The organism is Neoroseomonas marina (genome assembly GCF_012927745.1).
Classification (GTDB): domain Bacteria; phylum Pseudomonadota; class Alphaproteobacteria; order Acetobacterales; family Acetobacteraceae; genus Neoroseomonas; species Neoroseomonas marina.
The window spans coordinates 271,707-296,937 of sequence record NZ_JABBKX010000005.1 but is presented as its reverse complement, the minus strand read 5'-3'; the positions used below and the strand labels follow the sequence as shown (position 1 = coordinate 296,937).

Sequence of the window (25,231 nt, the reverse complement as noted above, 5' to 3'; positions counted from 1 at the left end):
ACTGCCGAAAGCAGAGGAGCGAAGGCGACATGGACACCGTCAAGCCCGACCCACACGACATCAGCGACGTCTATCTGACGCGCACCCGTGCTGCGATCTACGTGAAGTGCTCCACCAAGACCCTCGAGCGCCTCGCCGTCGATGGCGATGGCCCTCCGATGATCCGCCTCGGAAAGCGCCGCGTCGCCTATGCAAAGGCCGACCTTGACGCCTGGATGCGTAGCCGAACGTTCAAGTCGAACGCACACGAGGCGGCGACGCGGGAGCAGCGGTCGTGACGGCGCCCGCCGCGTTCGGCACACCGGCCGACTATTTCGGCGCTGCTCGTCTCGAGGCCGCGGAGCGTGCAGTTCGGTCGCTCACCTTCCGGGATGCCCTGCTTGCCGGTTCGGCGATCGTGGGGAGGTCGGCCCGCCACATCTCCCCGTATCCCGATGCCGATGCCGCACGAGAAATCGCATTCCTGTCGGCTCGCATCCGCGTGCTGGCGCCGGAGGCGCGGGACCTGGACAGTCTCCTCGCCACCATCGGAAGCGACGTCCAGAAGATGCTGCGGTACGGCGCGATAGTGCGGGAGTTGCTTGCGGTAGCGCGGGCAACCTGGCCAGACCTCGGAACCGCCCTTGACGCGGCTGCGCAAATGTCCGGATCGGAGTGGACCAGTAATACGGCTCAACACGATGTTGAGACCCCCAACTAAAAAGGTAGATGCATTACATAGCGCTATATGCATGACTTGACTTGCGGCCAGGAAGGAGGGCCAAAACATGGAAATTAATGTCATGGATCTCGCGCGTATTCTTTCGGCGATCGGTGATGCGCTTTCCAGCACAGGCCAGGCCGTCGATGATGGCCTCACTGACGCCCTAAGCCTGGGCCTCGCGACCCTTGCACGGCACGAGGCCACGAGCGGCCAACGCCTCGACGTGGATCGCTTCCTGCCGCCCGACTGGCGAAGCCGGGCAGCGTAGGTCCCGCCCGCCTCAACCCCACAACGACGCAACGAAGGGCATATCCCGATGAGGGAGGCGGCGAGGGTCGGCGCGCAGGACGCCTTGCGCGCCGCAGTCCACGAGGCCGGGAGCGCGTCCGATGCCCGGCGGTTCGGTCGTGTCCCTCGCCCGAACCCGCCGCGCTACAGTGACCGAGAAGCCACATCGAATTCGTAGCAAAATATCCGCCATGTGCAGACATAATCCGAGGATGACAGACAGTATACCGAGTACGCTGAAAATCACCCGGTTCTAATATCTGTCCTGCGGACAATATCGATTCTCTCCGTCGTGGTTTCCTTTGACTCCGAATTGAACTATGGCACAGCCTCGGCCCTCGCTTGCGAGGGGAATTCTCGAAATGCCTGCAGCCACCACCGCCGATTCTCCTCGGGAGGGCGCGGCGCGCCTCCTGGCCGCCGCCCGAGCGATCGGCATCGCGGTCCTCGACGACGACAAGGCGCCGGCGCCGCCGAGCAGAGCACCGCAGTCCGGGAGTTGCCGTGCGGCCTCCATTCTCGCCAACCTCGAGACCTGCGGCCTGCTTCCGCGGGAGGCTGCCCGTGGCTGATCACCTCAGCCGCGGCGAGGTCGAGCGCCAGGCGCGGCAGATCGCTCAGCGCCTCGGCATGACGCTGCACACCACCGACACCCGCCCCACCGGCTACGCCCTCGTCAATCGCCGCGGGCACCTGAAGGCCGAGGGGTGCCGGGCATGACCGGCCGCCTCGCCGCTCTGGCCTCCATTGCCGCCGAGCGTGAGGACGTCGTCCTGTCGCGGGGTGTCGCCCTCTCGGTCCGCGCTCTTTCGGCGGAGGATATCGCGACGCTTCTCGGGAAGCATGCAGCCGACATCGCAGTGCCTCTGCGATCGATCCGCGCTGAGCCCGTCGCGTCGGTTCTGGCGCTGCTCGAGATTGCGCCACGCGCCATCGCCCATGTCATCGCCCTCGCGTCCGATGAGCCGGACCAGGTCGAGGCAGCGCGGCGTCTGCCATTCGGTGCCGTGCTTCAACTCCTCGGCGCAATCGACCGCCTCACCTTCGGCCAATCAGGCGACCGTCGCCCCTTCGCCGAGATCCTCGGCCCGCTGATCGGGCCACACCTTCCGTCGTTGCACTGAGGACCCCGGATCATGGTCGAGCGTCGCGATGTCGAACTTCTCATCCGTGCCAAGGATCTCAGCAGCAAGCCACTACGCGACGTTGCCGGCGCCATTCAGCAGGTCACCGAGAACCTGGGTGACCAGGTGGCGGCGGCCAAGCGTGGCGAGACATCGTTCGGGGAACTCGCCGCGTCTCTGAGGGAGGTTCAGCAGGCCGGTCGTGCCCTCTCGCAGCAACAGGGTTCCCTGGATCGGTTCAACCGACTTTCCGCGGATGCTGCACGCCTCGAGGACAACGTGCGCGATGCGGGCCGCGCGCTGCGCGAGTTCTCGTATGCCCTCGCCGGCTCCGCGGATATCACGCGGAAGCAGGAGGCGGACTTCAAGCGCCTCGAGCGTGCCTACCAGTCCGCGCAGGCTGCACAACGACGCAACGCGGAGGCACTGACGGCGTCGCGCACCGCGCTGCAGTCGGCCGGGATCGACACCCGGAACCTCGCGGAAGCGCAGCGCACCATCGTCCAGTCGGCGACGCAGGCGGGCCAGGCGGCCACCGTCCTGACGACCGCGATGCTCGGCTATGCCCGCAACGCCAAGGAGGCCGCACGGGCGGCACGCGAGGCGGGGCAGGCGAATGCCGGGCAACGGGGCGTCTTCGGCCTCGAATCCTACCAGGTGCAGAACCTCGGCTTCCAGCTGAACGACCTATTCACGCAGATCGCGTCCGGCACCAGCGCGACGCAAGCCCTGGCGCAACAGGGCGGGCAGATGGTCCAGGTGTTCGGCCCGGGTGCATGGGCCTCCCTGGCGCGCTGGTCTCCCATGATCGGCGGTCTCGCCGCGGGCTTCGTCACCCTTACCGCGGCGATCGGCCGCCTGTACGAGACGGCCTCGTCGAACCGAGGCTTTGCCGGGAACCTCAGCCTTCTCGCCGGCGGCGGGTCCGGTGGCGCGGCCTTCGGCGTCTCCGCGCAGCAGCTCACCGAGATCGCGCGCCAGGTCGAGCGTCTTGGCCCGTCCTTCGAGGATGCGCGCAAGGCCGCCCTATCGTTCCTCCGCGACGGGCTGGCACCGGCCAACATCCAAGCGGCGGCAACGGCGTCGGCACGCCTCGCGACCGTGCTCGGTATCGACATCGCCGACGCGACGCGACTGGTGTCCCGCGCACTGCGCGACGGACAGGCGGGCTTCACGGCGCTGCAGGAGGCGGGCGTCCGCTTCACGCAAGCGGAGCGGGATGCCATTGCCCAGGCGAACCAGACCTCCGACGCGTTCGAGCGACAACAGCAGCTCCTCGGCATTCTCGGCCAAAGGTTCCGCGACGCCGAGCAGCAGGCCCTCACGCCGTTCCAGCGGGCCACGCGCGAGCTCCGGAACGCGTGGCGCGACTTCCTGGACGACGTCGGGAACTCCGCACCGCTGCAACTCGTGGCGGCGGCGCTCGCGCGCATCGGGGAGAGCGCACAGGCTGCACGGCTCGCATTCCATGCGCTTGGCCGAGGCATCACGACAGCGCTCGCGCCAGCGATCGCGGCACTCGACGTCGCCGCGCGTATCGCCCGATCGCTTGGCCTCATTCCGCAGGGCGAAGCGGCGCGGACGCCCGGCGCCCCCACTGGCCGGGGCGCCGTTGGCGGGATGACACCCGGCCAGCAATCGGCAGAGCGGGCACGGCAGGAACAGGTTCTCGAGTTCGAGCGGGATGAGCGGACCCTTCCCCGAGCGCGGCGCATTGCCGCTGCGCGTGAGCTGGCGACCCGGCGCTTCCGCGAGCAGAACCCCGAGGCATCGGATGTCGATCTCGCCGAGATCGCCGATCTGGCCGAGATCGCCCTGCGGCAAAAAATCGCGGAGGAGCTGACGCGCGGCGGTGCGGCTGCTGCTGCGGCAGTCCGTCGCGATTTCCAGGCGATCCAGAACGACATCACCGCCACCATCCGCACGCGCGACGAGACTATCCGCAGCGCGCAGGAGGACGTGGCGGCGGGAGCACTGACGCCGGCCGAGGCGATTCGTCGCATCCAGGAGGCCGCCGACGCAGCCCGACCGGCCCTGCAGCGTCTCGCCGAAGAGGCGCGGCGGTTCCGCGACACACAGCAGGGCGGCGATGCCGTCCGACGCGCTGCCATCGACTCCCTGGTCGCACAGGCCGAGCGGCAGGCGGGTGCGCTCGGCTCGCGGCAAGGCGTGCAGCAGATCCTCGGCTCGCAACAGACCGAGGTGCAGCGGCTCGTCCAGGAGCGGCAGCAGTTCGTCCAGACCCAGAACGCACTCGAGCAGCAAGGCGCGGTGTCGTCGAGTGAGGCTGAGCGTCGCATCGTCGAGGTGTACCGCGCGACGAACGACGAGCTTGTTCGTCAGATCGATCTCCTACAGCAGGCCGCCGAGGCCGCGCGCGCATCGGGTGCCATCACGGAGGGCGCTTATCGATCGGTCAACGCACAGGTCGAGTTGTACCGGGCCAATCTCGAAAGGGTCGACCCATCGGTCGCGCGGCTGCGGAACTCGATCGAGATCGGTTTCGTGCAGTCGATCAGCACTGCGTTCGAGACCGCCGCGCAGGCGGCGGGCAACTTCCTGGCGGGTGTCGGCAAGATCGGAGACGCGTTCGACGAAGCGGGGCGCGCCGTCCTGCAGTTCTTCGCCGACTTCGCCCGGTCGATTGCGCAGGCCATCATCCAGCAACAGGCCCTACTCGCGATCAAGAGCATCGTCGGCGCCATTGGCGGCGGTACATCCGTACCCGTGAATCACTCCGGCGGCATCGTCGGACATACTCCCGCGCCGATGCGCACCGTAACCAGCTCGTGGTTCGCCAACGCCCCGCGGCTTCACTCCGGCGGCATCGCCGGCCTGCGGCCTGACGAGGTGCCGGCGATCCTGCAGCGCGGCGAAGAGGTGCTATCCAAGAACGACCCGCGGAACATCCTCAATGGTGGCGCGACGCAGGGCGGCCAGGGGCCAGCTCAATCGATCCGCGCGGTCTTCGCCGTTGGCGAGTCAGAAATCGCAAATGCGCTGGCCAGCGCGCCGGGCGAGCGTGTGATCTTGTCCACGTTGCAGCGAAACGTCCTCTCAATCCGCTCGATGTTGAAGTAGTCCGCACATCACTCGGACGCTTCTCTGCTCCCCAATGATGGATTCGTCGCAGGTCGCACCTGCAGCGCCTTCCGCGGCCTGTCGGCCGCCCTGAGGTGATCGAGGCAGAACGACGTCACTGAGTATTCTAAGAACTCGGCGGTCGCTCGGGCATAATCTCGACACTCAACAAAATGATTACTCACCAAGAAGTTGACTGCATTCTTTCTCATGGTCTTTTTTCTAGACTCTATTTCGTCGCCGCCCTACTTCAGCGCCCTCCGGCGTTCGCCGGAAGGCTGCACATGGAGATGGAAATGCGTCCCGAAGTGAGGACTGTTCCGCGCGTCAGCGAGCACAACTCTGAGCCGAAATGGCTAGAGATCCCGCAGTTCCAGGGCGCCTACAGGATCGGTAAAACGAAGATCTATGAGCTGGTTGGCCGGGGGCAGCTCGAGATGGTGAAGGTCGGCCGCAAGTCCCTGATCAGCGTCGCGAGCGCTGAGCGGCTGTTCGCAAGCCTTCCGCGCGCCGGACAGTAGAAAGCCCCCGCCGGCTCGGGTTCGGCGAGGGCTTCCAACTGCCACAGAACTATCGCTCAAGCAGAGAGACGATGGCGTGAAAATATCCGACACCGACTCCCATTTCAATGATTTTCCGTTGTCGTCTGCGCCAGGGCTGGCGCCGGCCCCCCGCAGCGTCGAGCACGCTGTAAGGGCGCGCATCCAGCACACCGCCGATCTCGCCGGGGCTACGGCACCCCTCGAGCGGCGCACCAGCCAGCAGCGGACTACGCCGCCGTCGACGGGCGAGTCGTACCTGTCTCGCTTCGGCGACACCCTTGTCCGCAATGGCTACGCCGTCATCCCGATCATGCCCGGGACGAAGCATCCGCCGGTCTGGATGTCGCACAAGAACGGCGACCCTTGGTCGGCGGTGAAGCCGGATCCGAGGCGGGTGAAGACCTGGATCGATGACAAGAGACTTACCGACGCCGGCGTCGGTATCAACCTTGGCCGCGGCCTCTTCGCCATCGACATCGACGTCATCGACGAAGGCATGGCGGCCGAGACGCTCGACTGGTGTCTGTGGAACCTGCCCGGCAACCCGCCGCAGCGCACCGGGCTGGCGCCGAAGACCCTGCTGCTGTTCCGCACCGAGACGCCGATCAAGAAGATCACCTCGGCCGAGTTCGTCGATGGGCAGGGCCGCAAAGCGCAGATCGAGGGCCTCGGCGAGGGCGAGCAGTTCGTTGCCTACGCCGTCCACCCTGACACGAAGCGACCCTACGTGTGGCCAGGCGCCGACCCGGTCGAAGTGCAGGCTGCGAACCTCCCGCTAATCACGGTCGCACAGGCGAAGGCGCTGATCGAGTGGTTCGAGGCACGATGCAAGGAACTCGGGTGGGAGGTGAAGCGCCGCGGGTCGTCGAGCCTGACCACGGCGGGAGACGATGACGACTGGACGGCCAACCTCGACCGCGGGAAGGCCAACCTCTCGTTAGACGATCTGAAGAAGCTTCTCGACGCCATTCCGAATGACGGCGTCAACGGAACCGCCGGCTTCGACGACTGGCTCAATGTCGGCATGGCGCTGTTCCACGAGACAGATGGGTCCGACGACGGCCTTCGCCTCTGGTGCGAATGGTCCGGCCTCTCCTCCAAACATGTGCAAGCCGAGTGCGAGCGCCGGTGGCCATCGTTCGACGTCTCCCACAAGGACCGCCGACCGCTCACCGCGAGATGGCTGATCAAGCAGGCCCGAGGCGAGCGGCTGGCACATGCTCCTGAAAACGAAGATGCGCCGACGCCCGTGCCCGGCGAAGTCCAGCTCGCTGAGCATACTGCCGAGGGGCTTATAGGTCAGATCGTCCATATCGATGGTCTAGGATTCCTCAGGCGCGAAGACGGTGAGACGTCGTTCAAACCCGTCCCTCGGGCATTCGTGCTTCAGCGTCTCACGCAGAAGCTCAAGCAACTGTTCTCCGAAGCACTCCAGGAAGCGCGGAACAGCGATGGATCCGAAGCAACGCAGAAGCGATGTGCAGCGCTGGCAGGAATGCTCCAACGACAGTCGCGCATTCGCGGTGCGGCCGACGCTCTTGCGGCTCTACCCACCATTGCAACCACGGCAGACAGGTTCGACCGGGACCCTGATCTAGCGGCGACACCTACCGGCGTGCAGATCCTTCCGATGAACTGCGCGCGCCCCGCCGAACCAGGGGATCGATTCCTCCGATGCACGGCGGTGTCACCTCAGACGGATCCGTTGAGGCTTGAACGCGACGCTCCGCACTTTGCGGCACTGCTTGAGTTCATCGCCGCAGGCGATCGGACGATAATCGCCTTTCTCCAAACGTGGTTCGGCTACTGCATGACCGGCCACGCGAGGGAGCACCGCGCACTCGTCCTCGTCGGCCCTGGCGGCAATGGCAAAGGCAGCCTGCTCAACATCATTCAGAAGATCCTCGGCTCCTACGGGACCGTCGCCTCGTCGGCCACGTTCCTTGGCAGCGCCTCAGAGCGGCATTCGGAAGATGTTGATGCGCTGCGCGGATTTCGGTTTGTCACGGTCCAGGAGGTCCCGCCCGGCTCAAAGTGGAGTCAGCAGCGACTCACATCGCTGATCTCCACCGATCCGATCACCGCGCGCGGCCTCTATCAGGCGCGAACTAACTTCATCCCAACCTTCGTGTTCACGTTCGCGATGAACACTCGGCCACGGCTTGCGCGAGTGGACGCTGCTATCAGACGGCGCCTCCTGATCCTCGAGACTGACCGGGTCCCGAGCAAGCCTGATCCGGAGTTGCCGGAGAAGATGTGGCGCGAGGCGCCTGCGATCCTTCGATGGATGCTGGACGGCGCGGCCAGATGGTACGCGGAGGGCCTGAGCATTCCGCACGCAATCAAAGAGGCAAGCGAAAACTACTTTGAAGCCGAGGACGTCGTCCCGCGATTCCTCGCCGAGGTATGCGAGGCAGGCCCCGGCTTCACCGTCACAAACGATGCGCTCAAGCGGAATTTTGCCGATTGGCTCGTGCGTGAAGGTCGGCGCGAGGACGCCTCTGCGATCGATCTGCCTCTCGCACTGTCCGCCCAGGGGTTCGAGCGAATCAAGGACACCGGCGGTATCAGAGGACGTGGCTTCCGCGGCCTCCGCATCCGGCCGGATGATGACTTGTGATGCTCCATCTGCGACGCCTGCGACGACAGAGACGGCATTCCGAAGACCTTCTCACGTGCGCGCATAGGAAGAGAGTTTTCGAAAGGGCGTCTCTTTCGTCGCATCCGTCGCAACGCGGTCTGCGGCCCCTGCCCAGGTCCCCACCCATGGCCGCGACCGCTTCGGGCCGGACCATTCGCCGCCCGCTTCATTCGGCCGGCATCAACCCTATCCCCCTCGCACCTCACCCTGAGAAGGAGACTCAACAGTGCCCACAGCCGACATGCTTGAGGAGATCAAGCGAGACCGAGAGCGAGCCTGCAGCGATGCCGCTGCGCGCGAGCGCCGCGAGAACAGCAACGCTGAGTACCGCGCGAAGAAGGCTCTCCACGATGTCTACCGCATCATCAAGGGTCGCCCGTACATCGACCTGAAAGACGGCGATGTGGGGCGGCTCGGCCAGGCGATGATTCTCCTCCACGAGGTGAAGGGCCGACTCGGCTACCAAGCCGAGAAGGACGTCCGGCAGGCCCTCGGCTTCATCTGCCTGCAGTTTTCGCACCGGCTCGACAAGTCGTTCAACGGCGATCGGCCCGCTGCGGAGACGCCGTCGCCTGAGGGGCTGAGAACGGAACCAGCGCCGCCGAAGTCCGACGACGACGACCTGTGACAACAGAGAAGAGGACAATGACCATGACGATGACCGAGGACACCACCGCGGCGATCCCGCTGCGCGACCGTATCCGCGCGGAGGTCCGCGAAGACCTGGCCGACCTTGCGTCGGCCCTGCGCGCCGCTGGCCGGAAGCGCAGCAAGGCAGCGAGGGAACTCACAACCGTGACTGATGGCCTGGCCGCAGCACGTGCAGCGGTGTCGAGTATTCCCGCCGCCAAGGCGGTACTGGCCGATGCCGAGCGGGAGGTACGCGAGACCTACGCCGCCATGATTGCGGGTAAGGGATCGATCGACGCGAAGAGGGCTGCGGACAGAAAGGCGCGTGAAGCCGCCGCAGCGTTGAAGGACGCGGAGGAGCGCACCGCCGACGATCTGGCACTCGTCCAGCATGGAGAGGAGATGGTTGCGAAGGCCATTGCGGAGGCGGCGGACGCCGACCTCGAAGTCGGCCGGCGGCTGGATGCCTATCTGACCACTCGCGCACACTGGTCGATGAACCGTGCGATCATGGCGGCAGACGAGCATGTGCGCCCCTACCTGGATGACGCGCTCGAGTGTCACATGCTGCTGCAGCGCCTGTTGGGGGTGCTTCCGTCCAAGGCCATCGACAGCATCATCCGGGAAGGCCTCCGTGTCCGGGCGACGGACGAGCAGCAGCACTCATTCGCTCGGGATCTGGATGAGGCACTCAGGCGAGCTGCCGGAGTGCCTGGCGGCTGGAAGGCGCCCAATGGGGCAGCAAACTTTGTAGACCCCATCACCGGGCAAGCCCGCTAACAGCGTGATCTGATCCGGCCGAGGCCCCCTCGCCCCTCGGTCCGGGATCGGCCTGCGACCAATGGTGCAGGGACCAGGGGCACTCTGTGTGCCTTCCACCATTGGTCCCGGTAGGGTCCGGCCAGCAATTCCGCGATCATCGTCCAGGGTGGTTGCGACGGCTGCGACGACAAAGACGCGATTCCAAGAGTCTCCTCACGTGCGCGCGGATTAGGGGAGTTTTCGAAAAGGCGTCTCCGCCGTCGCAGGCGTCGCAGATCGCCCCGGATGCCCCGCCGAAAAACTAGTTTGCCACTTGGCGTAGCCCCACCCTGGCCGGACCAATGGTGCCAAGGGAGGCCCCCAAATTGTGCCGACCCGGGCTCAGCGCCCTCCCGCCGGCCCCGCCAGCCGGCCAGAGGGACCCGGAACCCCGCCCCCTCTGCCTATCCCGGCGCCTCCCTCCAAATAGGCGGGGGAGCCGTCCGAACAAGGCGATTCCCCTGTGCCGCACAATCCAGTTGAATGCGGGTGTCGTCCGATTCGCAGGTTGAGCATGTCCGGAGAAGGTCCCGAGCTAGTCTTCGGCTTGGTAGGTGCCTGCGGCACAGACCTGCGGGATATCGGTGATCGGATTGAGCGCGAGTTGCGCCGTGTGTCTTATTCGGCAACTCGCATCAGGTTGAGTGATAGCCTGCTTGGTTGCTTCCGCTTCGCCGCTCTCAGACGTGCGCCCCCGTGGCCCGAGGACGAGCGGCTCACTGAATTGATGGACGCAGGCGACGCGCTTCGCCGGGCCGCGAACCGTGGTGACGCTGTCGCGCTACTTGGCATCCGAGACATCGCCTTGAAGCGAACGCAGATCGCGCGGGCAGCGGGCGATCGCTCGGATAAGGTGCCGACCCTGGCCCGGCATGCTCACATTATCCACTCGCTGAAGACGCCAGACGAAATTAGCACTCTTCGTGACGTGTACGGCTCCGCGTTCTTCGCCATCGCGGTCTATTTGCCGAAGGGCGCTCGAGTGAAGCGACTGGCTAAGCGCATCCGCGACACAAGGGACATCCTCCGATCAGAGGGTTATGAGGAAGAGGCCCGAAGGCTGATTGATCGCGATGAAAAGGAGGATGGCGACGAGTTTGGTCAGAGCGTTCGCGACGCCTTCCCTGAATGCGATGTGTTCCTCGACGCATCGGACGATGACGCTCTGACGAGGCAGATCGCGCGCTTCGTCGATATTCTCTTCAGCCACCCTTTCCGGACGCCAACGCAAGAAGAGTACGGCCTGTTCCATGCTCGTGCAGCAGCGTTGCGGTCTGCCGATCTATCGCGTCAGGTGGGGGCCGTCATTGCCAACACTGATGGCGATATCCTTGTCGCGGGGTGCAACGAGGTCCCGAAGTTCGGCGGCGGCGCCGTGTGGGAAGGAAGCGACGCGGGTCCACCATCCGACATTCGCGATTTCCATCTTGGCTTTGATTCCAGCGCCAGGATGAAGAAAGAGATTCTCGAGGAAATTTTTGGCCGATTGAAGGATGCCGGCTGGCTAAGCGAACGCCTTCAAGGTCAGTCGGTGGAGCAGATGTTCGACGCTGCGCTCTTCCACAAAGACGGTGCGATTCTGAAGGGAACACGCGCCGCCAGCATCATTGAGTTTGGCCGCATCGTACACGCCGAGATGTCGGCGATCACATCGGCGGCCAGGCTTGGCGTCTCAGTAAGAGGTGCGACGCTCTACTGCACGACGTTCCCTTGCCACATGTGCGCACGTCATATCGTGGCGGCCGGTTTGAGTACCGTCGTTTACGTCGAACCTTACCCGAAGAGCATGGCGGGTGAATTGTACGAGGGGGTGATCAACGTGGATCACAGTGCAGCACCCTGCAGCGAGACTGTGAATTTCCGCCCGTTTGTCGGCGTGGCGCCGCGTCGCTATCTGGAGTTCTTTGATATGGTGCGGCGAAAGGACGCACTCGGGAGAGCGGTGAAGTGGGACCCGGATCGCGCGAACCCCCGCGTGATGCAGAGCGCCACTTTTCGCGACACTGAAACTGCGTTCGAGGCGGAACTCTCGATGAACAAGCACGCTTGGGGTATCGAAGAGCCGAGTCCGGAGAACGAAGAGGAGCCCTGATCATGAATGACAAGCAGATGCTTAACCGCGAAATGCAGCGCGCAGAGCGCGAGGTAGCGTCCTGGCCGCAGTGGAAGCAGGACGCCATGCGGCGTGAGGCGACAAGGGCCGTGAGAAACCCGCCACCGAAGGACGAGTCGGATCACGCGCTCGTCGCTCACCCAGGAAAGCGGGCTTGACGCTAGAGCGCGGCGAAGTGGGGCGCGTCACCGTCGGTTCGGTGGCGTAGCGCTGCGGTGCCCTTGATGTCTTCGGGGGAATCATGCTGGGTTCCGACGACAAGGTCTGGCGCGTGAACAGGCGCCCTCGGATTACCGCCTTTGAGCTTGGGGAGTACATCGCGGCCGACGACGACCCCCGCGATACCATCGTGCGGGGCATGAAGTTCGAGCGGATTGCGCGATCGACGCTCTATAGAACTGTTCGGATGGCCATTGCTCGATATCTCGCTGGTCAAAGCCGCGATCCGACGATCCTCGAAGCTTGCAGAGCGGATCTCCTAAATCGAAGGCGCTCCGCTACGTCTCAGCAACAGTCGCGCAACCTCGATCATGAGATCGCGGCCCTCGATGCCTTTCAAAAGGCATCTCCGCATCTCGACACGGCCGGCTGCATCGTAACGCGAGCTTCGATTCAAAGGCCGATGGTGATTGAGGGAGTAACAGTGAGCGTGCAGCCGACCATATGGCTGCGCTTCAACCGGAATCGTGGCCTTGATTTGGCTGGCGCAGTGATTGTCGATCCCGCGAAGGGCGGGATGCTAAAATCTGCAGATGCGCAGGCCGCTGCCTTACTCGCCAGTCAGGTAACAGCTGTCATGGTCCATCGGCTTGTCGAGCGCGCGATCACGCAGGATGGCGTTCGGGCCTCGGCGGATCACTGCATCGTATTCCATAGCCATCGGCAGACAGCCACCCCGGCGCCCGCGAGCCATAAGCGCATGGCGCGAAATGTCGAAGCTGCATGTCGGGCGATCGTGCGTGCATGGCCCGATGTTGAGGAACCCGCCGGGTTTGACCCAAAGCGAGCCACCTACCGAAACTGAGGCGTCAGACGCGAGAGTTCGGCACGGAATCCCGTGGACAAGACTCTTGATGAATTAGGGCCAATGGCCCTATTTCTCTCCTCATGGCCAAGCGCACCTACAACCCGGTTCCGATGACCCACCCCGCCCTCCCGGCGGAGGCCGTGGGCTACGTCTCGCGGCGCGTCGATCGGCCGGAGCGCCTGGCGCTTTTCCGGGCCGATGGCACCATCTCGAACACCTTCGGCATCGAAGACACCTACGAGACGCTGCGCCCTGTGTTCGCCGAGCACGGCATGACGCTGCGCGAGGACGGCATCGTTGTCCGCGGATGAGTTCCGCAAGGCGATCGCGGATCTCGGCATGACGCAGGTCGAAGCTGCCGCAGCGCTCGAGGTGGATGCGCGCACCGTGCGGCGATGGGCGCTAGGAGAGCGCGCGATCCCTGGTCCGGTGCGAGTGGCGCTGCGGCTGATGGTAGAGATCAGAACGACGAAAACGACGGCCACAGTGTCGGGTAGCCGCCGCTCCACCGCCCCGTAGACCTCGCTGGTCGGTAATCCAGCTGCCTATACTTCCTGCATGCCGAACGACACCCTCCCAACCGTGAACGATTTCCTTGATCGCCTGTACACCATCCAGAATGCCGCAGCAGGCCGAGCAAGGGAGGGAGCGAGGGCCATTGCGGCTGGCAATGCCGCGAGAGGTCTATTCCGATCAGGCGCCACGCTCAGGGCTGTGGCAGGTCTGGTTGAGGGAGAGTTCCACACCGCGTTGTCTGAGATGGTCGATGTGCTGCGCCACATGAAGTCGATCCCGGGAGTCGATTTTCCGGCGTGTCGAGACCAAACCATCGCGCGGGCTCACGACATGGTTGGGATCCTTGAGCAAAATTCCAACTTAGCGTCGTGGTGCGCGGAATTTGGTGGCACAGCAGCCACCAACGCGATTCAGGGGCGGATGAACAAGCTCCGCGACTACGTTCGTTATCAGATCCGGCAGTTCGACGTTGGCCTTGACCTGGTAGCCCCGGGGGCGCGTTTGGTGGCAAATCCCACGCCGCCAGCATCGGGAGGCCAAGATGCCACCAACCAGGCTTCGCCTTTGATGGGTTCCTCGCGAAACGTCGAACGAGCTTCGCGCCCGTACCAGGTTGCTCTCTCCTTTGCCGGTGAGCAGCGCGACTACGTGAGCCGCGTGGCGGACGCACTTGCCGCGAAGCATATCGCAGTTTTCTACGACCGCTTCGAGGCTAACGCCTTATGGGGCAAAGACGGCGCTGAGTACTTCCATCAGATTTTTGCGCACGACAGCCAGTTCGTCGTGATGTTCATCTCTACGGAGTACGTCAGCAAGAGCTGGACGCGCCATGAACGGCGAGCCGCCATCAGCCGCCAAATGGAGAGCGACGAGGAGTTTATCCTCCCGGTACGGTTCGACGAGACGCCGGTCCCGGGCCTGCCGGCCACACTCCAGTACCTCGACGCGAACCGCTACTCTCCAGCGGAACTTGCAGTCGAGATTGCGAAGAAGGTCGGCATCTCCCCGACGTCAGGAAAGGCCTCTGACGTCCCTGCACCAACATCCGGGGCCATGTCTGGAGAGGTGACGTTCGACTATGGCTCACACAATGGACGATACATTATCGGGCGCGGAGCGACGGCGTTTGAGACCTGCTGGTCAAAGGCAAGCGATACCAGCATTTACCTGATGAACGATCCACCCTCGATCCATGGAATTGCTATCGCGCGTGGAGCGACCGAACTGGAGCAGATTAAGGACGCGTCCGAATACGACTTCACGTCCCGCGTCCGGGCGATTCAGACTGGCCAGATTGCGGTATTGAGGAATGTGCATGGCTTTTTCGCCGCCATCAAAGTCTTGGGCGTCGAGGACAGCTCCCGCGGATCAGCAAGCGACGCGCTAACGATCCGCTATGCGATTCTGCCCGACGGCGGGAAGGACTTCGGATCGTAGATTGGCTTGGCGTGCCGTCAATGATTGCCGCACCGCACACCGTTCGAGTGCGTCCATGGTGCCTTTTGTGAACAGCGCTGACGGTTGACTATTGGAAATCCCGCGTCGCAGGCAGCTTCACACGCTGCGACCCGGGCTCCGGTCGCTTCACCTCGTCTGCCCGGCCAAGCATCCGCTCCGCCGACGCGCCACGGTCCTCGCCCATCGCTGCCAACTGCCCAAGCAGGTCCGACCGGTCGATGAGCCGCGACGCGATGAGATGGACGATCGGCACCTCCGCGTGCTCGTCCTCCCGCTCCAAGCGCCCCTCAACGACGATCAGTGTCGACGTCAGCAGCGGAATGCGGTCGCGCTCGGCGATGTGCGTGTAGACGACGATGTTGCCTTGGCCGTGCTCGTCTTCGATCGTCATGAAGATCACGCCCTTCGCGGTCATCGGCTGCTGCCGCATCAGCACCAGGCCGGGAATTCGGACGCGCCGCCCCGCGGGCGTCCGAGCCAGGGTCCGCGTGTCGTCGCAGCGTAGGCGGGCCAGGATCGGGCGCAGCAGCGCCAGGGGATGCCGACGCAAGGTCAGGCCGGTTGCGCTGTAGTCCCGCCCGATGGCCTCGCCCTCGGGCATGGCCGGCAGCGTCGGACCGGCCTCCGGGATCAGGGACCGCACGTCGGGATGGTCGGCGGCCGCCACCGCCGCAAAGAGCGGCAGGTCGGTCGTCAGTCCACGGTCGATGGCCGCGGCATCCCAGGCCGCCTCCCGGCGCCCTGACCCGAGGGCGGCGAAGGCATCCGCGTCCGCAAGGGCTTCGATGGCACGACGGCTCAGGCCAGCCCGCCGCGCCACTTCCTCGACGGAGGCGAACGGAGCGCCGTTGTTCGCGACCCGCGCCTTCACCAGCGCCCGGCCTTCCTCCTCCGGAAGACCTGCCACCATCCGCAGGCCAAGCCGCAGTGCATGCTGATCGGCGCTCGCCGGGTCGGGCTCGAGGGAGCAGTCCCACGCGCTGGCGTCGACGCTGACCGGGCGCACGACAACGTCATGCTCTCGCGCGTCGCGGACAATCTGCGCCGGCGCGTAGAAGCCCATGGGCTGGCTGTTGAGCAGGGCGCAGGCGAACACCGCCGGGTGGTGGCACTTCAGCCAACTCGACGCATAGACGAGGTGGGCGAAGCTGGCGGCGTGGCTTTCGGGGAAGCCGTAGCTCCCGAACCCCTCGATCTGCTTGAAGACCCGCTCGGCCATCTCCTCCGAATAGCCGCGGCGCACCATGCCGCTCACCAGGCGGTCCCGGTAGGCGCCGACGCCCTGGGTGTATTTGAACGTTGCCATGGCCCGCCGCAGCGCGTCTGCCTCCTCGGGCGAGAACTGTGCTGCGACGATCGCGAGGCGCATGGCCTGCTCCTGGAACAGCGGCACGCCGAGGGTGCGGCCGAGAACCTGTTTCAGTTCATCGGCCGGCCCATGCTCCGGCGAGGGACCCGGATACTCGGGCTCCTCAAGGCCCCAGCGCCGGCGGATGTAGGGGTGGACCATGTCACCTTGGATCGGTCCCGGCCGCACGATGGCGACCTGCACGACCAGGTCATAGAACTCCCTCGGACGCAGGCGCGGCAGCATCGCCATCTGCGCCCGACTCTCGACCTGGAACACGCCGAGGCTGTCAGCACGGCGTAACATGGCATAGGTCGCCGGGTCGTCCTTCGGCACGCTGGCCAGGTCGAGCGCAACGTGCCGGTGGTTGCGGAGAAGGTCGAAGCCCCGGCGCAGGCAGGACAGCATGCCGAGACCGAGCACATCCACCTTGAGGATGCCGAGCGCCTCGACGTCGTCCTTGTCCCATTCGAGCACGGTTCGGCCTTCCATGGCCGCATTCGACACCACCGCCAGCTCGACGAGCGGCCCCCGCGTGATGACGAAGCCGCCGACATGCGTCGCGAGATGGCGCGGGAAGTCCTGGATCTCCCCGGCGAGTTCCAGCGCCATGCCAAGGCGCGGGTCGCTGGTGTCCAGTCCCGCCGACGCTGCGATGTCCTCGAGCGGCTCGTCAGATCCGGGACCCCAAGCCGACTTCGCGAGCTTGCCTGTCACGTCCTCGGAAAGGCCCATCGCCTTCCCGACTTCGCGGATGGCGCTGCGCGTCCTGTATCGGATGACCGTGGCCACGATGGCCGCACGGTCGCGGCCATAGCGGTCGTAGATGTGCTGGATCACCTCCTCGCGGCGCTCATGCTCGAAGTCGACGTCGATGTCAGGCGGTTCGCCGCGGCTCGCCGAGACGAAGCGCTCGAAGAGGAGGTCATGCTTGGCCGGATCGACGGCGGTGATGCCGAGGACGTAGCAGACCGCCGAGTTGGCGGCGCTGCCGCGCCCTTGGCAGAGGATGCCCTTGGACCGGGCAAAGCGGACGATCTCGTGGACCGTCAGGAAATAGGGCGCGTAGCCGAGTTGCTCGATCAGTTGCAGCTCGTGATCCAGCCGCCTCGTGATATCGTCTGACACGCCATGCTGCCAGCGCTCCGCGACCGCCTCGGCGACGCGCGCGACAAGCGTCTCCTGCGCCGTCCTACCGGGTTCCAACACCTCCTCGGGATATTCGTAGCGGAGCTGGTCGAGGCTGAAGCCGCGCGTGGCCTCGAGGATGCGAAGCGAGGCCGTCAGCGCCTCCGGATGACGGTAAAATAGTTTTGCGATCTCCTCCGGGGACTTCAGGCGGCGTTCCGCATTGATCTCCGCGGCCCGACCGATCCGGTCGACCGTGGTCCGCAATCGGATGGCCGTCAGCAAATCGGCCAGGCGCCGCCGGGAAGCCTCGTGGTAGCGCGGCGCCGTGGTGGCGAGCAGCGGCACGCCGGCAGCGGCGGCGCAGTCGAGCCGCCGGTCGAGGGCGCCGTCCATGACGCACGGCACGGCGCAGTGCAGTAGAAGCGGCAGACGGTCCCTCAGGGCTTCAGCATCGGCCGACAGGCGGGCGCCGAACTCGGCGGAGGGAAGGTCGGGCGCCATCAGAGCCACCGCCGAGCCCTGCACGGCGCCGATCAGATCGGCGCGGCCGATCCGGCATTCGCCCTTCGGGGCCAGCATCCGGCCACGGGACAGGAGGGCGGTCAGCCGGCCATAGGCCGCGCGGTCCGTCGGCCAGACCAGATACTCGGCGCCGTCGTCCACCAGGACCCGCGCACCGACCGCGAAGGGCAGGCCGAGTTCCTTGGCGGCAACATGCGCCTGCACCACGCCGGCGAGGGTGTTGGTGTCGCAGATGCCGATCCCGGCGAGGTCGAGATCAGCACCCTTCGACACAAGCTCGGCGGGATGTGATGCACCGTCGAGGAGGCTGAAATTGCTCCTGGCGCACAGCTCGGCGAAAGCCGGGGCGGTCATGTGTCATCCCGCGGAGTGCGCCGGTGCAGTCCTCGCCTTGAGCACCACGAAGCCGCTGCGCTGCAGGTGTTCGACCAGGCGTTCCGCGGCGATTGCCGCGATGAGTTCCAACCCGGCCGCCCGGGCCTTGCCACGCTCGTCGTACCGCAGGGCGTAGGCCAGGGACTGCGCCACTTCGGCCGGGCTTGCCGGCATCAGGCCCGCGCTGGCAGCGGGGACAGGAGGGATGGCGAGAGGGTCGGACATGGCGGGACGATGGCGCACGCTTGAGAACGAATCAAGAACACTGTAAGGATGCCTCGCCAGCCGAAATCGCGCTGGTCAGCAGATCGGAGGAGGCATTCATGCCCGACGCCGAGATGGATCGCGCCTCCGCCTTGGCGGAGATGGCGCGTATCAGCCGTGAATCCTTCGCGCACGCCCGCGCGCCAGGCGCGACACCCGATCAAGTGGAAGCAGCGACGGATGCTATCCGTGCCGAGTTCGCTGCACGGGGTGTGACGGCGCTTGAGGCATTTGAAGGCAGCAGCGCGTGCGAGTTGTGGGAGGACTTCGGGTTCCTCGACGAGCACAAGCCGACTGAGCGCGAGATCCAAGGCGGCGGGGCCTGGGATGCCGCGATCATCGCCGCCGCTCACGCCGTCTATGGTCCCGACGTGACGCTCAGGTGGCCCGACGAGCGGATCGACATCGCGGTCTACTTTCCGCAGGAGGAGTATGAGGTTCTGAAGGACATCGCCTTCCCCGAGCGGGCTCGAGCGCGCGAAGAAGAGGATGCGGCAATCTGCGCGGCGTTACGCGAGCAGGGAATCGATCCGGATAACCTACCGCCGCTGCCGTTCTAGATCAGCCTCTTCGCGGCCGCGGGATCGTGTTTCTCGCCGCGCGCCACGATGGCCAACGATCCATCAGGCAACGGACGCTGCAGATCCTTCGCCTCGCTCCACGGCGCCGTCATCCAAGCCTCGATCTCATCTGGCTTCGTCAGGATAACCGGCATCGCCTTTGGATGGATGGCCTGCACCTCGGCGTTGGGCTCGCATGTGAGGAAGCCAAAGAGGTCGATCGTCTCCTCGCCGGTCTTCATTTTCCGCACGCTCGTCCACTGCGGAACCCACACGCCAGCGAAGAAGGCGAGCGGACGCGTCTCGCTGAGCGCAAACCAGATGTCACCGCCCGCATCGCGGTTGAACTCGCTGAAGGATGTGAACGGCACGACGCAGCGGTGCTCGACACCGAGCCAACGCTTCCAATGGCTCGAGGTGGTGTTGCGGATGTTCGTCGTGCCCGCGTCCGGCTCCATGCGGAGCAGTTCGTCGAAGTCGACCGGCTTACCTTTCGCCCGCAACTTGTCTGCGCGCTTCGTCGCGGCGTCGAGCAGCGCCTTCTTCGAGCTGGGCATGCCCCACCGCACCACGGCCAACTCACGGCCCTCGGCCGTGTTCCGCACGATCGGCGCGGCATAGTCCGGGAACACGCCAGGCATCGGCTGCAGGTTGCCCGTCTTGTCGCGGAACGCCCGCGCAAGCTGAAGGATGGCCTGCTGGTTCGATACGATCGAATAGAGGTTGCACATGCTTGGGTCCTACTGGCCTCGTTAGCTGCGCTGATGCGGATCAATGCGAGGTTAGCTAGGCTGCATTTGCATGAGCATGCAATTTGCCTTGGGGTAGACAGACGCGATGGCCGAGATCACCTACCGCCGGACCGGAGAACTTCTTCGCCAGCTATTCAAGATCCTAATGAGCTCCCCCGACGGCATGTTCGGCAGAGACGCCATCAAGCAGCTTGAGGGCTCCGTTTCGCTGTCGCCCTACGAGGCCGGAGACTACCCGTCGGGCGGGCGGCGGTTTGATCGCATCGTCCGCTTCGCCACTGTCGACTGCTCAAAGGCCGGTTGGCTGGTCAAGGAGAAGGGACGCTGGTCGATCACGGAAGACGGGAGGAAGGCGTACAGCGACTTCACGGATGGTGAAGACTTTTACCGCAAGGCTCGAAAGCTCTATCAGGCCTGGGAGAAGAACAAGAGCGGCTATCCATCTGAATCAAGCTTCACCGGTGAACCGGCATCCCAGCCAACTGAACTTGAGGATAGTGCCGTCGAGCAATCGGCCGACGTGACATTCGAGGCCGCCGATGAGCAAGCCCGGCTCGAGATCGAGCAATTTCTGCACTCCATGCCGCCGTTTGAGTTTCAGCACCTCGTGGCGGATTTGCTTCGTGCAATGGACTATCACGTTGAGTGGGTGTCTCCCCCTGGAAAGGACGGAGGTATTGATGTCCTCGCTTACAGCGACCCGCTCGGAACGAAGCCTCCGCGGATAAAAGTCCAGGTCAAACGCGTCCTGCAGAAGGTGGACATCAACGGGCTGAAGTCGTTCGCCGCGGTGCTGGACGACGAAGACATTGGACTCTTCGTTTCGGCCGGAGGCTTCACGAAGGATGCCGAGGAGTACGCTCGAAGCCATGCAAAACGCCGCATTACGCTGATCGATCTGCAGCGCTTGGTCGAGCTGTGGATTCGCTTCTACGACAAGCTTGCGGAGGTTGCGCGGCGACGCTTTCCACTAACGCCGATTTACTTTCTGACACCCCAGGATTGAAGGTATGGCGCTCGTGCTTACGACCGAAGGAGCGGTCTGCGGATCGCGACCAAACTCACCGCCAGTCAGCGGCAGGTTCGGACACGAAAAGGGGTCCGCAGGGGGTCCGCGAAGTCGATTTGGCTCGATTGAGGGAGCGACGATTGCGCCCATAAGTATTTGAAAAATCAGTGGTGTCCCCGGCGAGATTCGAACTCACGGCCCCAGGATTAGGAATCCTGTGCTCTATCCTGCTGAGCTACGGGGACCCACGCAGGGCGTTCTTACCACGCCCTCAGCGCCGCCGGAACCGCTCGACCGCCGAGACGAGCGCTGTCCGCACCCCCGGCTCCAGGGCCGAATGGCCGGCATCGGGCACGATGGTCAGCCGGGCCCCGGGCCAGGCCGCCGCCAGTTCAAAGGCGGTCTCGGGCGGGCAGACCATGTCGTAGCGGCCTTGCACGATCTCCGCCGGAATATTGGCGATCCGGTCGATGCGACCGAGCAGCCCCTCCGGCGGCAGGAACAGGTCGTGCGCGAAATAGTGCGCCTCGATCCGCGCCAGGCCCAGCGCCGTGCGGTCCTGCGCGAAGGACGCCACCGTCTCGGGCGAGGGCAGCAGGGTCGAGCAGGACCCCTCGTACTGGCTCCAGGCCCGCGCCGCCGGCAGGTGCACCGACGGGTCGGGATGGCACAGCCGCTTCAGGTAGGCGCCGAGCAAGTCCCCGCGCTCGGCCTCGGGCAGATGCTCCGCGAAGGATGCCCAGGCATCGGGGAAGACGCGCTTCAACCCGGTGAGGAACCAGTCCACCTCGTCCCGCCGGCCGAGGAAGACACCGCGCAGCACGCAGCCCGTCACCCGCTCCGGATGCTCCTGGGCATAGGCCAGGGCGAGGGTCGACCCCCAGGATCCGCCGAACAGCAGCCACTTCTCGATGCCGAGGAAACGGCGCAGCATCTCGATGTCGCCGACCAGGTGCGGCGTCGTGTTGTCCCGCAATTCCCCCAGCGGTCGGGACCGGCCGGCGCCACGCTGGTCGAAGATCACGACGCGCCAATGGGCGGGGTCGAAGAACCGGCGGTGCACCGCGCCGGCGCCCGCGCCTGGGCCGCCATGCAGGAACAGCACCGGTTGGCCCCGTGGGTTGCCGACCTGCTCCCAGTACATGACGTGCCCGCCGGACAGCGGCAGCAATCCGGTCTCATAGGGTGCGATATCGGGGAAGAGGTCGCCGCGCGGCATGGGGAGACATGTGCCCGCCCGCGCGCATGCGTGCAATGGCAGAACGTTGTCGGATTCCCGGCACCGCAGGTTCTGGTCTAGGATGACGTTTCCATGGCCGAAACGCCCTCCGCCTCCTCCCGTTCGGCTGCTGCGGGACAGACCACCTGCGGCGTCTGCGGGCGCGAGAGCCGCCAAGCCCCGTTCCGTCCGCCGCCGCCTGAACAGGCGCCGGACCTCGATCTGCGCCCAGGCGAACCGGTGCGCTCGACCATGGCGCGCTGGCTGCAGCAATGCCCGCATTGCGGCTATGCGGCGCCGTCGATCGCCAAGGCGCATCCGGCCGCGGCCGCGGCGGTCTCCGCCGCGCCCTTCCGTGCCCTGATCCAGGATTCCAGCCAGCCGCCGCTGGTCCGCCGCTTCCTCGCCTGGGCCCATGTCCTCGAGGAGACCGGCGCGCTGCATGCCGCAGCCGAGGCCACGCTGCACGCCGCCTGGGTGGCCGACGACGCCTTCAAGCCGCATCTGGCCCAGGCGCTGCGCCAGGACGCGGTGGCGCTATGGCGCAGCGGCCCGCCGCTCGATGCCGAGCAGACCGTGCGCATCATCGACGCCCTGCGCCGCGCCGAAGCCTGGGACGACGCCGACGCGACCGCCGCCGAGCTCGCCCGCCTGTCCCCGCCCGAGGCGGTGGCGCAGGTCGTCGCGCTGGAACGGCGCCTGATCGCCGCGCACGACACCGGGCGGCACACGGTGGCGAGCGCGCTGCCGCCGCCCTCCCGCCGGCCGCATGCCACGCACCAGCGCCGCGACCCCGGCGGTGGCGGCCTGTTCGGCTGGTTGAAGCGCCTGTTCCGCAGGGAGTGATCGCGCGAGGACCCACTTGCGGGCATGAACCGCGGCCGATAAAGATACAATATAACATCACACGAGATCGCCGCCGTGCTCCGACGTTCCCTGTTGCCCATGCCCGCCCTGTTGCTCGCCGGCCGCGCGCGCGCGCAGGGGAGCGGGCGCTTCCCGGTGGTCGCCTCCTTCTCGATCCTCGCCGACATGACGGCGCAGATCGGCGGGGATCGCGTCGCGATCCGCACCATCGCCGGGCCGGATGTGGACGCGCATGGGTTCCAGCCGCGGCCATCGGATGTGGCGGCGCTTCGCGATGCGGGGCTGGTGGTCCGCAACGGGCTCGGCTTCGATGCGTGGATGGATCGACTGATCCGCTCCGCCGGCTTCCGAGGCCCGGTCGCCACCGCGACCGAGGGCGTCACCCCCCGCGCCATGTCGGCCCGCGCGCACAACCACGACCACGGCGGTGGTGGGCGGCGGCAGGCGCATGCGGTCGGGCCGGGCAGCGTGCCCGACCCCCACGCCTGGCAGGACCTGCGTCTCGGACAGTCCTATGTGCGGACCATCGGGGCGGCGCTGGCCGCCGCCGATCCTGCGGGCGCGGAGACCTACCGCGCCAACGCCGCGGCCTATGGCGCGCGCCTCGCCGCACTCGACGCCTGGGTGCGCGCGGAGATCGGCACCGTGCCCGAAGCCCGGCGCCGCGTCGTCACCAGCCACGACGCCTTCGGCTATTTCGCCGCGGCCTATGGCATCGCCTTTCTCGCGCCGCAGGGCGTCTCGACCGAGGCCGAGCCCTCCGCCGCCGAGGTCGCCCGCCTGATCCGCCAGATCCGCGACGAACGCATCACCGCCGTCTTCATGGAGAACATGGCCAATCCCGCGACCCTGCGCCGCGTCGCCGAGGAGGCGCGCGTGCGCGTCGGCGGCCGGCTCTACGCCGATGCGCTGTCGTCCCCGGGTGGCCCGGCCCCGACCTACGAGGCGATGTTCCGGCACAATGTCGGCCTCATCGTCCCGGCCATGCGGCAGGACCCGTCGTGAAGCGCGCGCTGCTGCTCTGCGCCGCGCTGGCACTCGCCGCGCCGGCCCTGGCGCAGGACCCCGGCGCGCCACCCGCGGAAGCCCAGGTCCGCTTCCCGCAGCTCGAGACCGAGATCGACATGGGGCTGATCGGCGTCGGTACCACGCGCGCGACCTATCCGCGCCGCCGCGGCACCAGCGTCTTCCTTTTCGGCGACATCGATTTCGGCCTGCACCTGACCGAGACCTTCTCGATCCAGCTCGGCCTGGCGACTGAACCGATCGGGGAGGGGGATTCCACGGGCGGCTTCCCGGATGGCGGGGTGATCGGCTTCCGCCGCCAGGCCCTGTTCATCGAGCAGTTCCACGCCGACTGGAAGCCGGTCGAGGATCTCACCCTCAGCGCCGGCACCTTCGTGGCGCCCTTCGGGCGCGGCTACCTGGACTTCCCTGGCATCCTCATCCCGGTCCGCGCGCATGAGGCGTATCTGTTCAACCAGCTCCTCGGCGCCTCGGCGGCCTGGACCTGGCTGGACGACGTGCGCTTCGGACAGCACGAGGTCACGGGGATGGTCTACACGCTGGACCGCTCCTTCCTCTCCTCGACGCTGATCACGCGGCCGTCCTGCTGCGACCCGCGTTACGAGCGCTACAACCGGAACACCGCGGCGCAGGGCGGGCCCGGCAACGACGGGACCTTCGACAATTTCGCGCTCGCCTTCGACGGCGACCGCATGCCCTGGCTGCCGGGCTTCTCCTATCATCTCGCGCTACTGTCCCAGGCGCCCGGATCGGACGGCACGGCGCGGGAATGGGGCTATGCGGTCAGCCTGCGCTACCGCCACGAATGGAATCGCGAGCAGTCGACGTTGCTGTTCGCCGAGGGCGTGCAGTTCCGCAACGCGGGCGGCCGCCCGCGCATCGACGTGCCGACCGGCACCAGCGATCCCGACACCGGCGTATCCGACAGCATCGCCACCACGCTGGCCGAGCGGGAGACCTTCTTCACCCTCGGCATCCAGCACCGCGTCGGCCCCTGGCGCGGCAGCGTCGCCTGGCAGCAATGGCAACGGAAGCGCAGCGTCGATCCCGTGCCGAACGAGAACTGGATCGAGGTCTCCTTCGGGCGGGAGATCGGGTCCGGCTTCAGCATCGATGTCGGCTACCAGTACGCGCGGCAGTTCATCGATGAGGGGCCGGAGCGCGGCACCGCGCATGCGATCCTCGCGCGGCTGGGATATCGCGGCGGGTTATAGGCGCGTCCTGCGCGTGGCAG

The 25,231-nt window shown here is 66.0% G+C and carries 25 protein-coding genes and 1 tRNA gene; 21 read left to right on the top strand and 5 right to left on the bottom strand.

What is annotated here, in order from left to right:
• Positions 1-29 precede the first annotated feature (29 nt).
• The 16 genes from GWK16_RS16380 to GWK16_RS16305 all read left to right on the top strand — a co-directional run bounded on the left by GWK16_RS16380 (position 30) and on the right by GWK16_RS16305 (position 14,903).
• Positions 30-278: a helix-turn-helix transcriptional regulator gene (locus GWK16_RS16380; protein WP_170055041.1), complete on the top strand. Its 249-nt coding sequence runs from the start codon at positions 30-32 to the stop codon at positions 276-278.
• Positions 275-700 carry a hypothetical protein gene (locus GWK16_RS16375; protein WP_170055040.1) on the top strand — a complete coding sequence of 142 codons (426 nt, stop codon included), beginning with the start codon at positions 275-277 and terminating at the stop codon, positions 698-700. The genes GWK16_RS16380 and GWK16_RS16375 overlap by 4 nt, the downstream gene beginning before the upstream one ends.
• Positions 701-767: 67 nt before the next feature.
• Positions 768-971, top strand: coding sequence for a hypothetical protein (locus GWK16_RS16370; protein ID WP_170055039.1), 204 nt, complete (start codon positions 768-770; stop codon positions 969-971).
• Between the two features lie 382 nt (positions 972-1,353).
• On the top strand, positions 1,354-1,563 hold the full coding sequence (locus tag GWK16_RS16365; protein WP_170055038.1) for a hypothetical protein: 210 nt from the start codon (positions 1,354-1,356) through the stop codon (positions 1,561-1,563).
• Positions 1,556-1,711 (top strand): hypothetical protein, encoded by a 156-nt coding sequence (locus tag GWK16_RS16360; protein WP_170055037.1) that lies wholly within the window; start codon positions 1,556-1,558, stop codon positions 1,709-1,711. The genes GWK16_RS16365 and GWK16_RS16360 overlap by 8 nt, the downstream gene beginning before the upstream one ends.
• Entirely contained in the window at positions 1,708-2,115 is a 408-nt protein-coding gene (locus tag GWK16_RS16355; protein WP_170055036.1) for a phage pre-tape measure protein, read from the top strand. The genes GWK16_RS16360 and GWK16_RS16355 overlap by 4 nt, the downstream gene beginning before the upstream one ends.
• A 12-nt stretch (positions 2,116-2,127) precedes the next feature.
• Entirely contained in the window at positions 2,128-5,196 is a 3,069-nt protein-coding gene (locus GWK16_RS16350) for a phage tail length tape measure family protein (RefSeq protein ID WP_170055035.1), read from the top strand.
• A 284-nt stretch (positions 5,197-5,480) separates the two neighbouring features.
• A complete protein-coding gene (locus GWK16_RS16345) occupies positions 5,481-5,717 on the top strand; it encodes a hypothetical protein (RefSeq protein WP_170055034.1) in 237 nt (78 codons plus the stop codon).
• Positions 5,718-5,793: 76 nt separating this feature from the next.
• Positions 5,794-8,358, top strand: coding sequence for a phage/plasmid primase, P4 family (locus GWK16_RS16340; RefSeq protein WP_170055033.1), 2,565 nt, complete (start codon positions 5,794-5,796; stop codon positions 8,356-8,358).
• 247 nt (positions 8,359-8,605) lie between these two features.
• Positions 8,606-9,007, top strand: coding sequence for a hypothetical protein (locus GWK16_RS16335; RefSeq protein WP_170055032.1), 402 nt, complete (start codon positions 8,606-8,608; stop codon positions 9,005-9,007).
• 23 nt (positions 9,008-9,030) lie between these two features.
• Complete coding sequence (locus tag GWK16_RS16330; RefSeq protein WP_170055031.1) at positions 9,031-9,789, top strand: hypothetical protein; 759 nt, start codon at positions 9,031-9,033, stop codon at positions 9,787-9,789.
• A gap of 535 nt (positions 9,790-10,324) precedes the next feature.
• Complete coding sequence (locus GWK16_RS16325) at positions 10,325-11,902, top strand: anti-phage dCTP deaminase (protein WP_170055030.1); 1,578 nt, start codon at positions 10,325-10,327, stop codon at positions 11,900-11,902.
• Positions 11,903-12,164: 262 nt separating this feature from the next.
• Entirely contained in the window at positions 12,165-12,947 is a 783-nt protein-coding gene (locus GWK16_RS16320) for a hypothetical protein (protein WP_170055029.1), read from the top strand.
• Between the two features lie 83 nt (positions 12,948-13,030).
• Positions 13,031-13,261, top strand: a complete 231-nt coding sequence (locus tag GWK16_RS16315; RefSeq protein WP_170055028.1) for a hypothetical protein — start codon at positions 13,031-13,033, stop codon at positions 13,259-13,261.
• A complete protein-coding gene (locus tag GWK16_RS16310; protein WP_170055027.1) occupies positions 13,248-13,469 on the top strand; it encodes a helix-turn-helix domain-containing protein in 222 nt (73 codons plus the stop codon). The genes GWK16_RS16315 and GWK16_RS16310 overlap by 14 nt, the downstream gene beginning before the upstream one ends.
• A 39-nt stretch (positions 13,470-13,508) precedes the next feature.
• Entirely contained in the window at positions 13,509-14,903 is a 1,395-nt protein-coding gene (locus GWK16_RS16305; RefSeq protein ID WP_170055026.1) for a toll/interleukin-1 receptor domain-containing protein, read from the top strand.
• Between the two features lie 88 nt (positions 14,904-14,991).
• On the opposite strand, the gene GWK16_RS16300 is transcribed toward GWK16_RS16305, so the two are convergent.
• Positions 14,992-18,279: an error-prone DNA polymerase gene (locus GWK16_RS16300; RefSeq protein ID WP_170055025.1), complete on the bottom strand. Its 3,288-nt coding sequence runs from the start codon at positions 18,277-18,279 to the stop codon at positions 14,992-14,994.
• A gap of 3 nt (positions 18,280-18,282) precedes the next feature.
• Positions 18,283-18,525 (bottom strand): hypothetical protein, encoded by a 243-nt coding sequence (locus GWK16_RS16295; RefSeq protein ID WP_170055024.1) that lies wholly within the window; start codon positions 18,523-18,525, stop codon positions 18,283-18,285.
• A gap of 98 nt (positions 18,526-18,623) precedes the next feature.
• Here GWK16_RS16295 and GWK16_RS16290 point away from each other — a divergent pair, with 98 nt between their 5' ends.
• A complete protein-coding gene (locus GWK16_RS16290) occupies positions 18,624-19,124 on the top strand; it encodes a hypothetical protein (RefSeq protein ID WP_170055023.1) in 501 nt (166 codons plus the stop codon).
• Here the strand turns inward: GWK16_RS16290 and GWK16_RS16285 are convergent.
• Positions 19,121-19,855, bottom strand: coding sequence for an SOS response-associated peptidase (locus GWK16_RS16285; protein ID WP_170055022.1), 735 nt, complete (start codon positions 19,853-19,855; stop codon positions 19,121-19,123). The genes GWK16_RS16290 and GWK16_RS16285 overlap by 4 nt on opposite strands.
• A gap of 106 nt (positions 19,856-19,961) precedes the next feature.
• On the opposite strand from GWK16_RS16285, the gene GWK16_RS16280 reads away from it, so the two are divergent.
• A complete protein-coding gene (locus GWK16_RS16280; RefSeq protein ID WP_170055021.1) occupies positions 19,962-20,882 on the top strand; it encodes a restriction endonuclease in 921 nt (306 codons plus the stop codon).
• A gap of 171 nt (positions 20,883-21,053) precedes the next feature.
• Here GWK16_RS16280 and GWK16_RS16275 read toward each other — a convergent pair.
• Positions 21,054-21,130 (bottom strand) — tRNA-Arg (locus GWK16_RS16275).
• Positions 21,131-21,156: 26 nt separating this feature from the next.
• Positions 21,157-22,104 carry a prolyl aminopeptidase gene (gene pip, locus GWK16_RS16270; protein ID WP_170055020.1) on the bottom strand — a complete coding sequence of 316 codons (948 nt, stop codon included), beginning with the start codon at positions 22,102-22,104 and terminating at the stop codon, positions 21,157-21,159.
• A 93-nt stretch (positions 22,105-22,197) separates the two neighbouring features.
• Here pip and GWK16_RS16265 point away from each other — a divergent pair, with 93 nt between their 5' ends.
• From GWK16_RS16265 to GWK16_RS16255, 3 genes are all read left to right on the top strand, one after another.
• Entirely contained in the window at positions 22,198-22,950 is a 753-nt protein-coding gene (locus GWK16_RS16265) for a hypothetical protein (protein ID WP_170055019.1), read from the top strand.
• Between the two features lie 75 nt (positions 22,951-23,025).
• Positions 23,026-23,976 (top strand): metal ABC transporter solute-binding protein, Zn/Mn family, encoded by a 951-nt coding sequence (locus GWK16_RS16260; RefSeq protein ID WP_338144492.1) that lies wholly within the window; start codon positions 23,026-23,028, stop codon positions 23,974-23,976.
• Positions 23,973-25,211, top strand: a complete 1,239-nt coding sequence (locus tag GWK16_RS16255; protein WP_170055018.1) for a hypothetical protein — start codon at positions 23,973-23,975, stop codon at positions 25,209-25,211. Before GWK16_RS16260 ends, GWK16_RS16255 begins: the two co-directional genes overlap by 4 nt.
• Positions 25,212-25,231: the final 20 nt, after the last annotated feature.

Bases quoted from the DNA above. Each gene is read 5' to 3' on its own strand.
- GWK16_RS16350 (WP_170055035.1), top strand. From the start codon at position 2,128: ATGGTCGAGCGTCGCGATGTCGAACTTCTCATCCGTGCCAAGGATCTC.
- GWK16_RS16300 (WP_170055025.1), bottom strand. From the start codon at position 18,279: ATGACCGCCCCGGCTTTCGCCGAGCTGTGCGCCAGGAGCAATTTCAGC.
- GWK16_RS16370 (WP_170055039.1), top strand. From the start codon at position 768: ATGGAAATTAATGTCATGGATCTCGCGCGTATTCTTTCGGCGATCGGT.
- GWK16_RS16295 (WP_170055024.1), bottom strand. From the start codon at position 18,525: ATGTCCGACCCTCTCGCCATCCCTCCTGTCCCCGCTGCCAGCGCGGGC.
- GWK16_RS16280 (WP_170055021.1), top strand. From the start codon at position 19,962: ATGGCCGAGATCACCTACCGCCGGACCGGAGAACTTCTTCGCCAGCTA.
- GWK16_RS16315 (WP_170055028.1), top strand. From the start codon at position 13,031: ATGGCCAAGCGCACCTACAACCCGGTTCCGATGACCCACCCCGCCCTC.
- GWK16_RS16365 (WP_170055038.1), top strand. From the start codon at position 1,354: ATGCCTGCAGCCACCACCGCCGATTCTCCTCGGGAGGGCGCGGCGCGC.
- GWK16_RS16320 (WP_170055029.1), top strand. From the start codon at position 12,165: ATGCTGGGTTCCGACGACAAGGTCTGGCGCGTGAACAGGCGCCCTCGG.
- GWK16_RS16265 (WP_170055019.1), top strand. From the start codon at position 22,198: ATGGCCGAAACGCCCTCCGCCTCCTCCCGTTCGGCTGCTGCGGGACAG.
- GWK16_RS16380 (WP_170055041.1), top strand. From the start codon at position 30: ATGGACACCGTCAAGCCCGACCCACACGACATCAGCGACGTCTATCTG.
- GWK16_RS16305 (WP_170055026.1), top strand. From the start codon at position 13,509: ATGCCGAACGACACCCTCCCAACCGTGAACGATTTCCTTGATCGCCTG.
- GWK16_RS16345 (WP_170055034.1), top strand. From the start codon at position 5,481: ATGGAGATGGAAATGCGTCCCGAAGTGAGGACTGTTCCGCGCGTCAGC.
- pip (WP_170055020.1), bottom strand. From the start codon at position 22,104: ATGCCGCGCGGCGACCTCTTCCCCGATATCGCACCCTATGAGACCGGA.
- GWK16_RS16290 (WP_170055023.1), top strand. From the start codon at position 18,624: ATGCCCGACGCCGAGATGGATCGCGCCTCCGCCTTGGCGGAGATGGCG.
- GWK16_RS16325 (WP_170055030.1), top strand. From the start codon at position 10,325: ATGTCCGGAGAAGGTCCCGAGCTAGTCTTCGGCTTGGTAGGTGCCTGC.
- GWK16_RS16355 (WP_170055036.1), top strand. From the start codon at position 1,708: ATGACCGGCCGCCTCGCCGCTCTGGCCTCCATTGCCGCCGAGCGTGAG.
- GWK16_RS16330 (WP_170055031.1), top strand. From the start codon at position 9,031: ATGACGATGACCGAGGACACCACCGCGGCGATCCCGCTGCGCGACCGT.
- GWK16_RS16285 (WP_170055022.1), bottom strand. From the start codon at position 19,855: ATGTGCAACCTCTATTCGATCGTATCGAACCAGCAGGCCATCCTTCAG.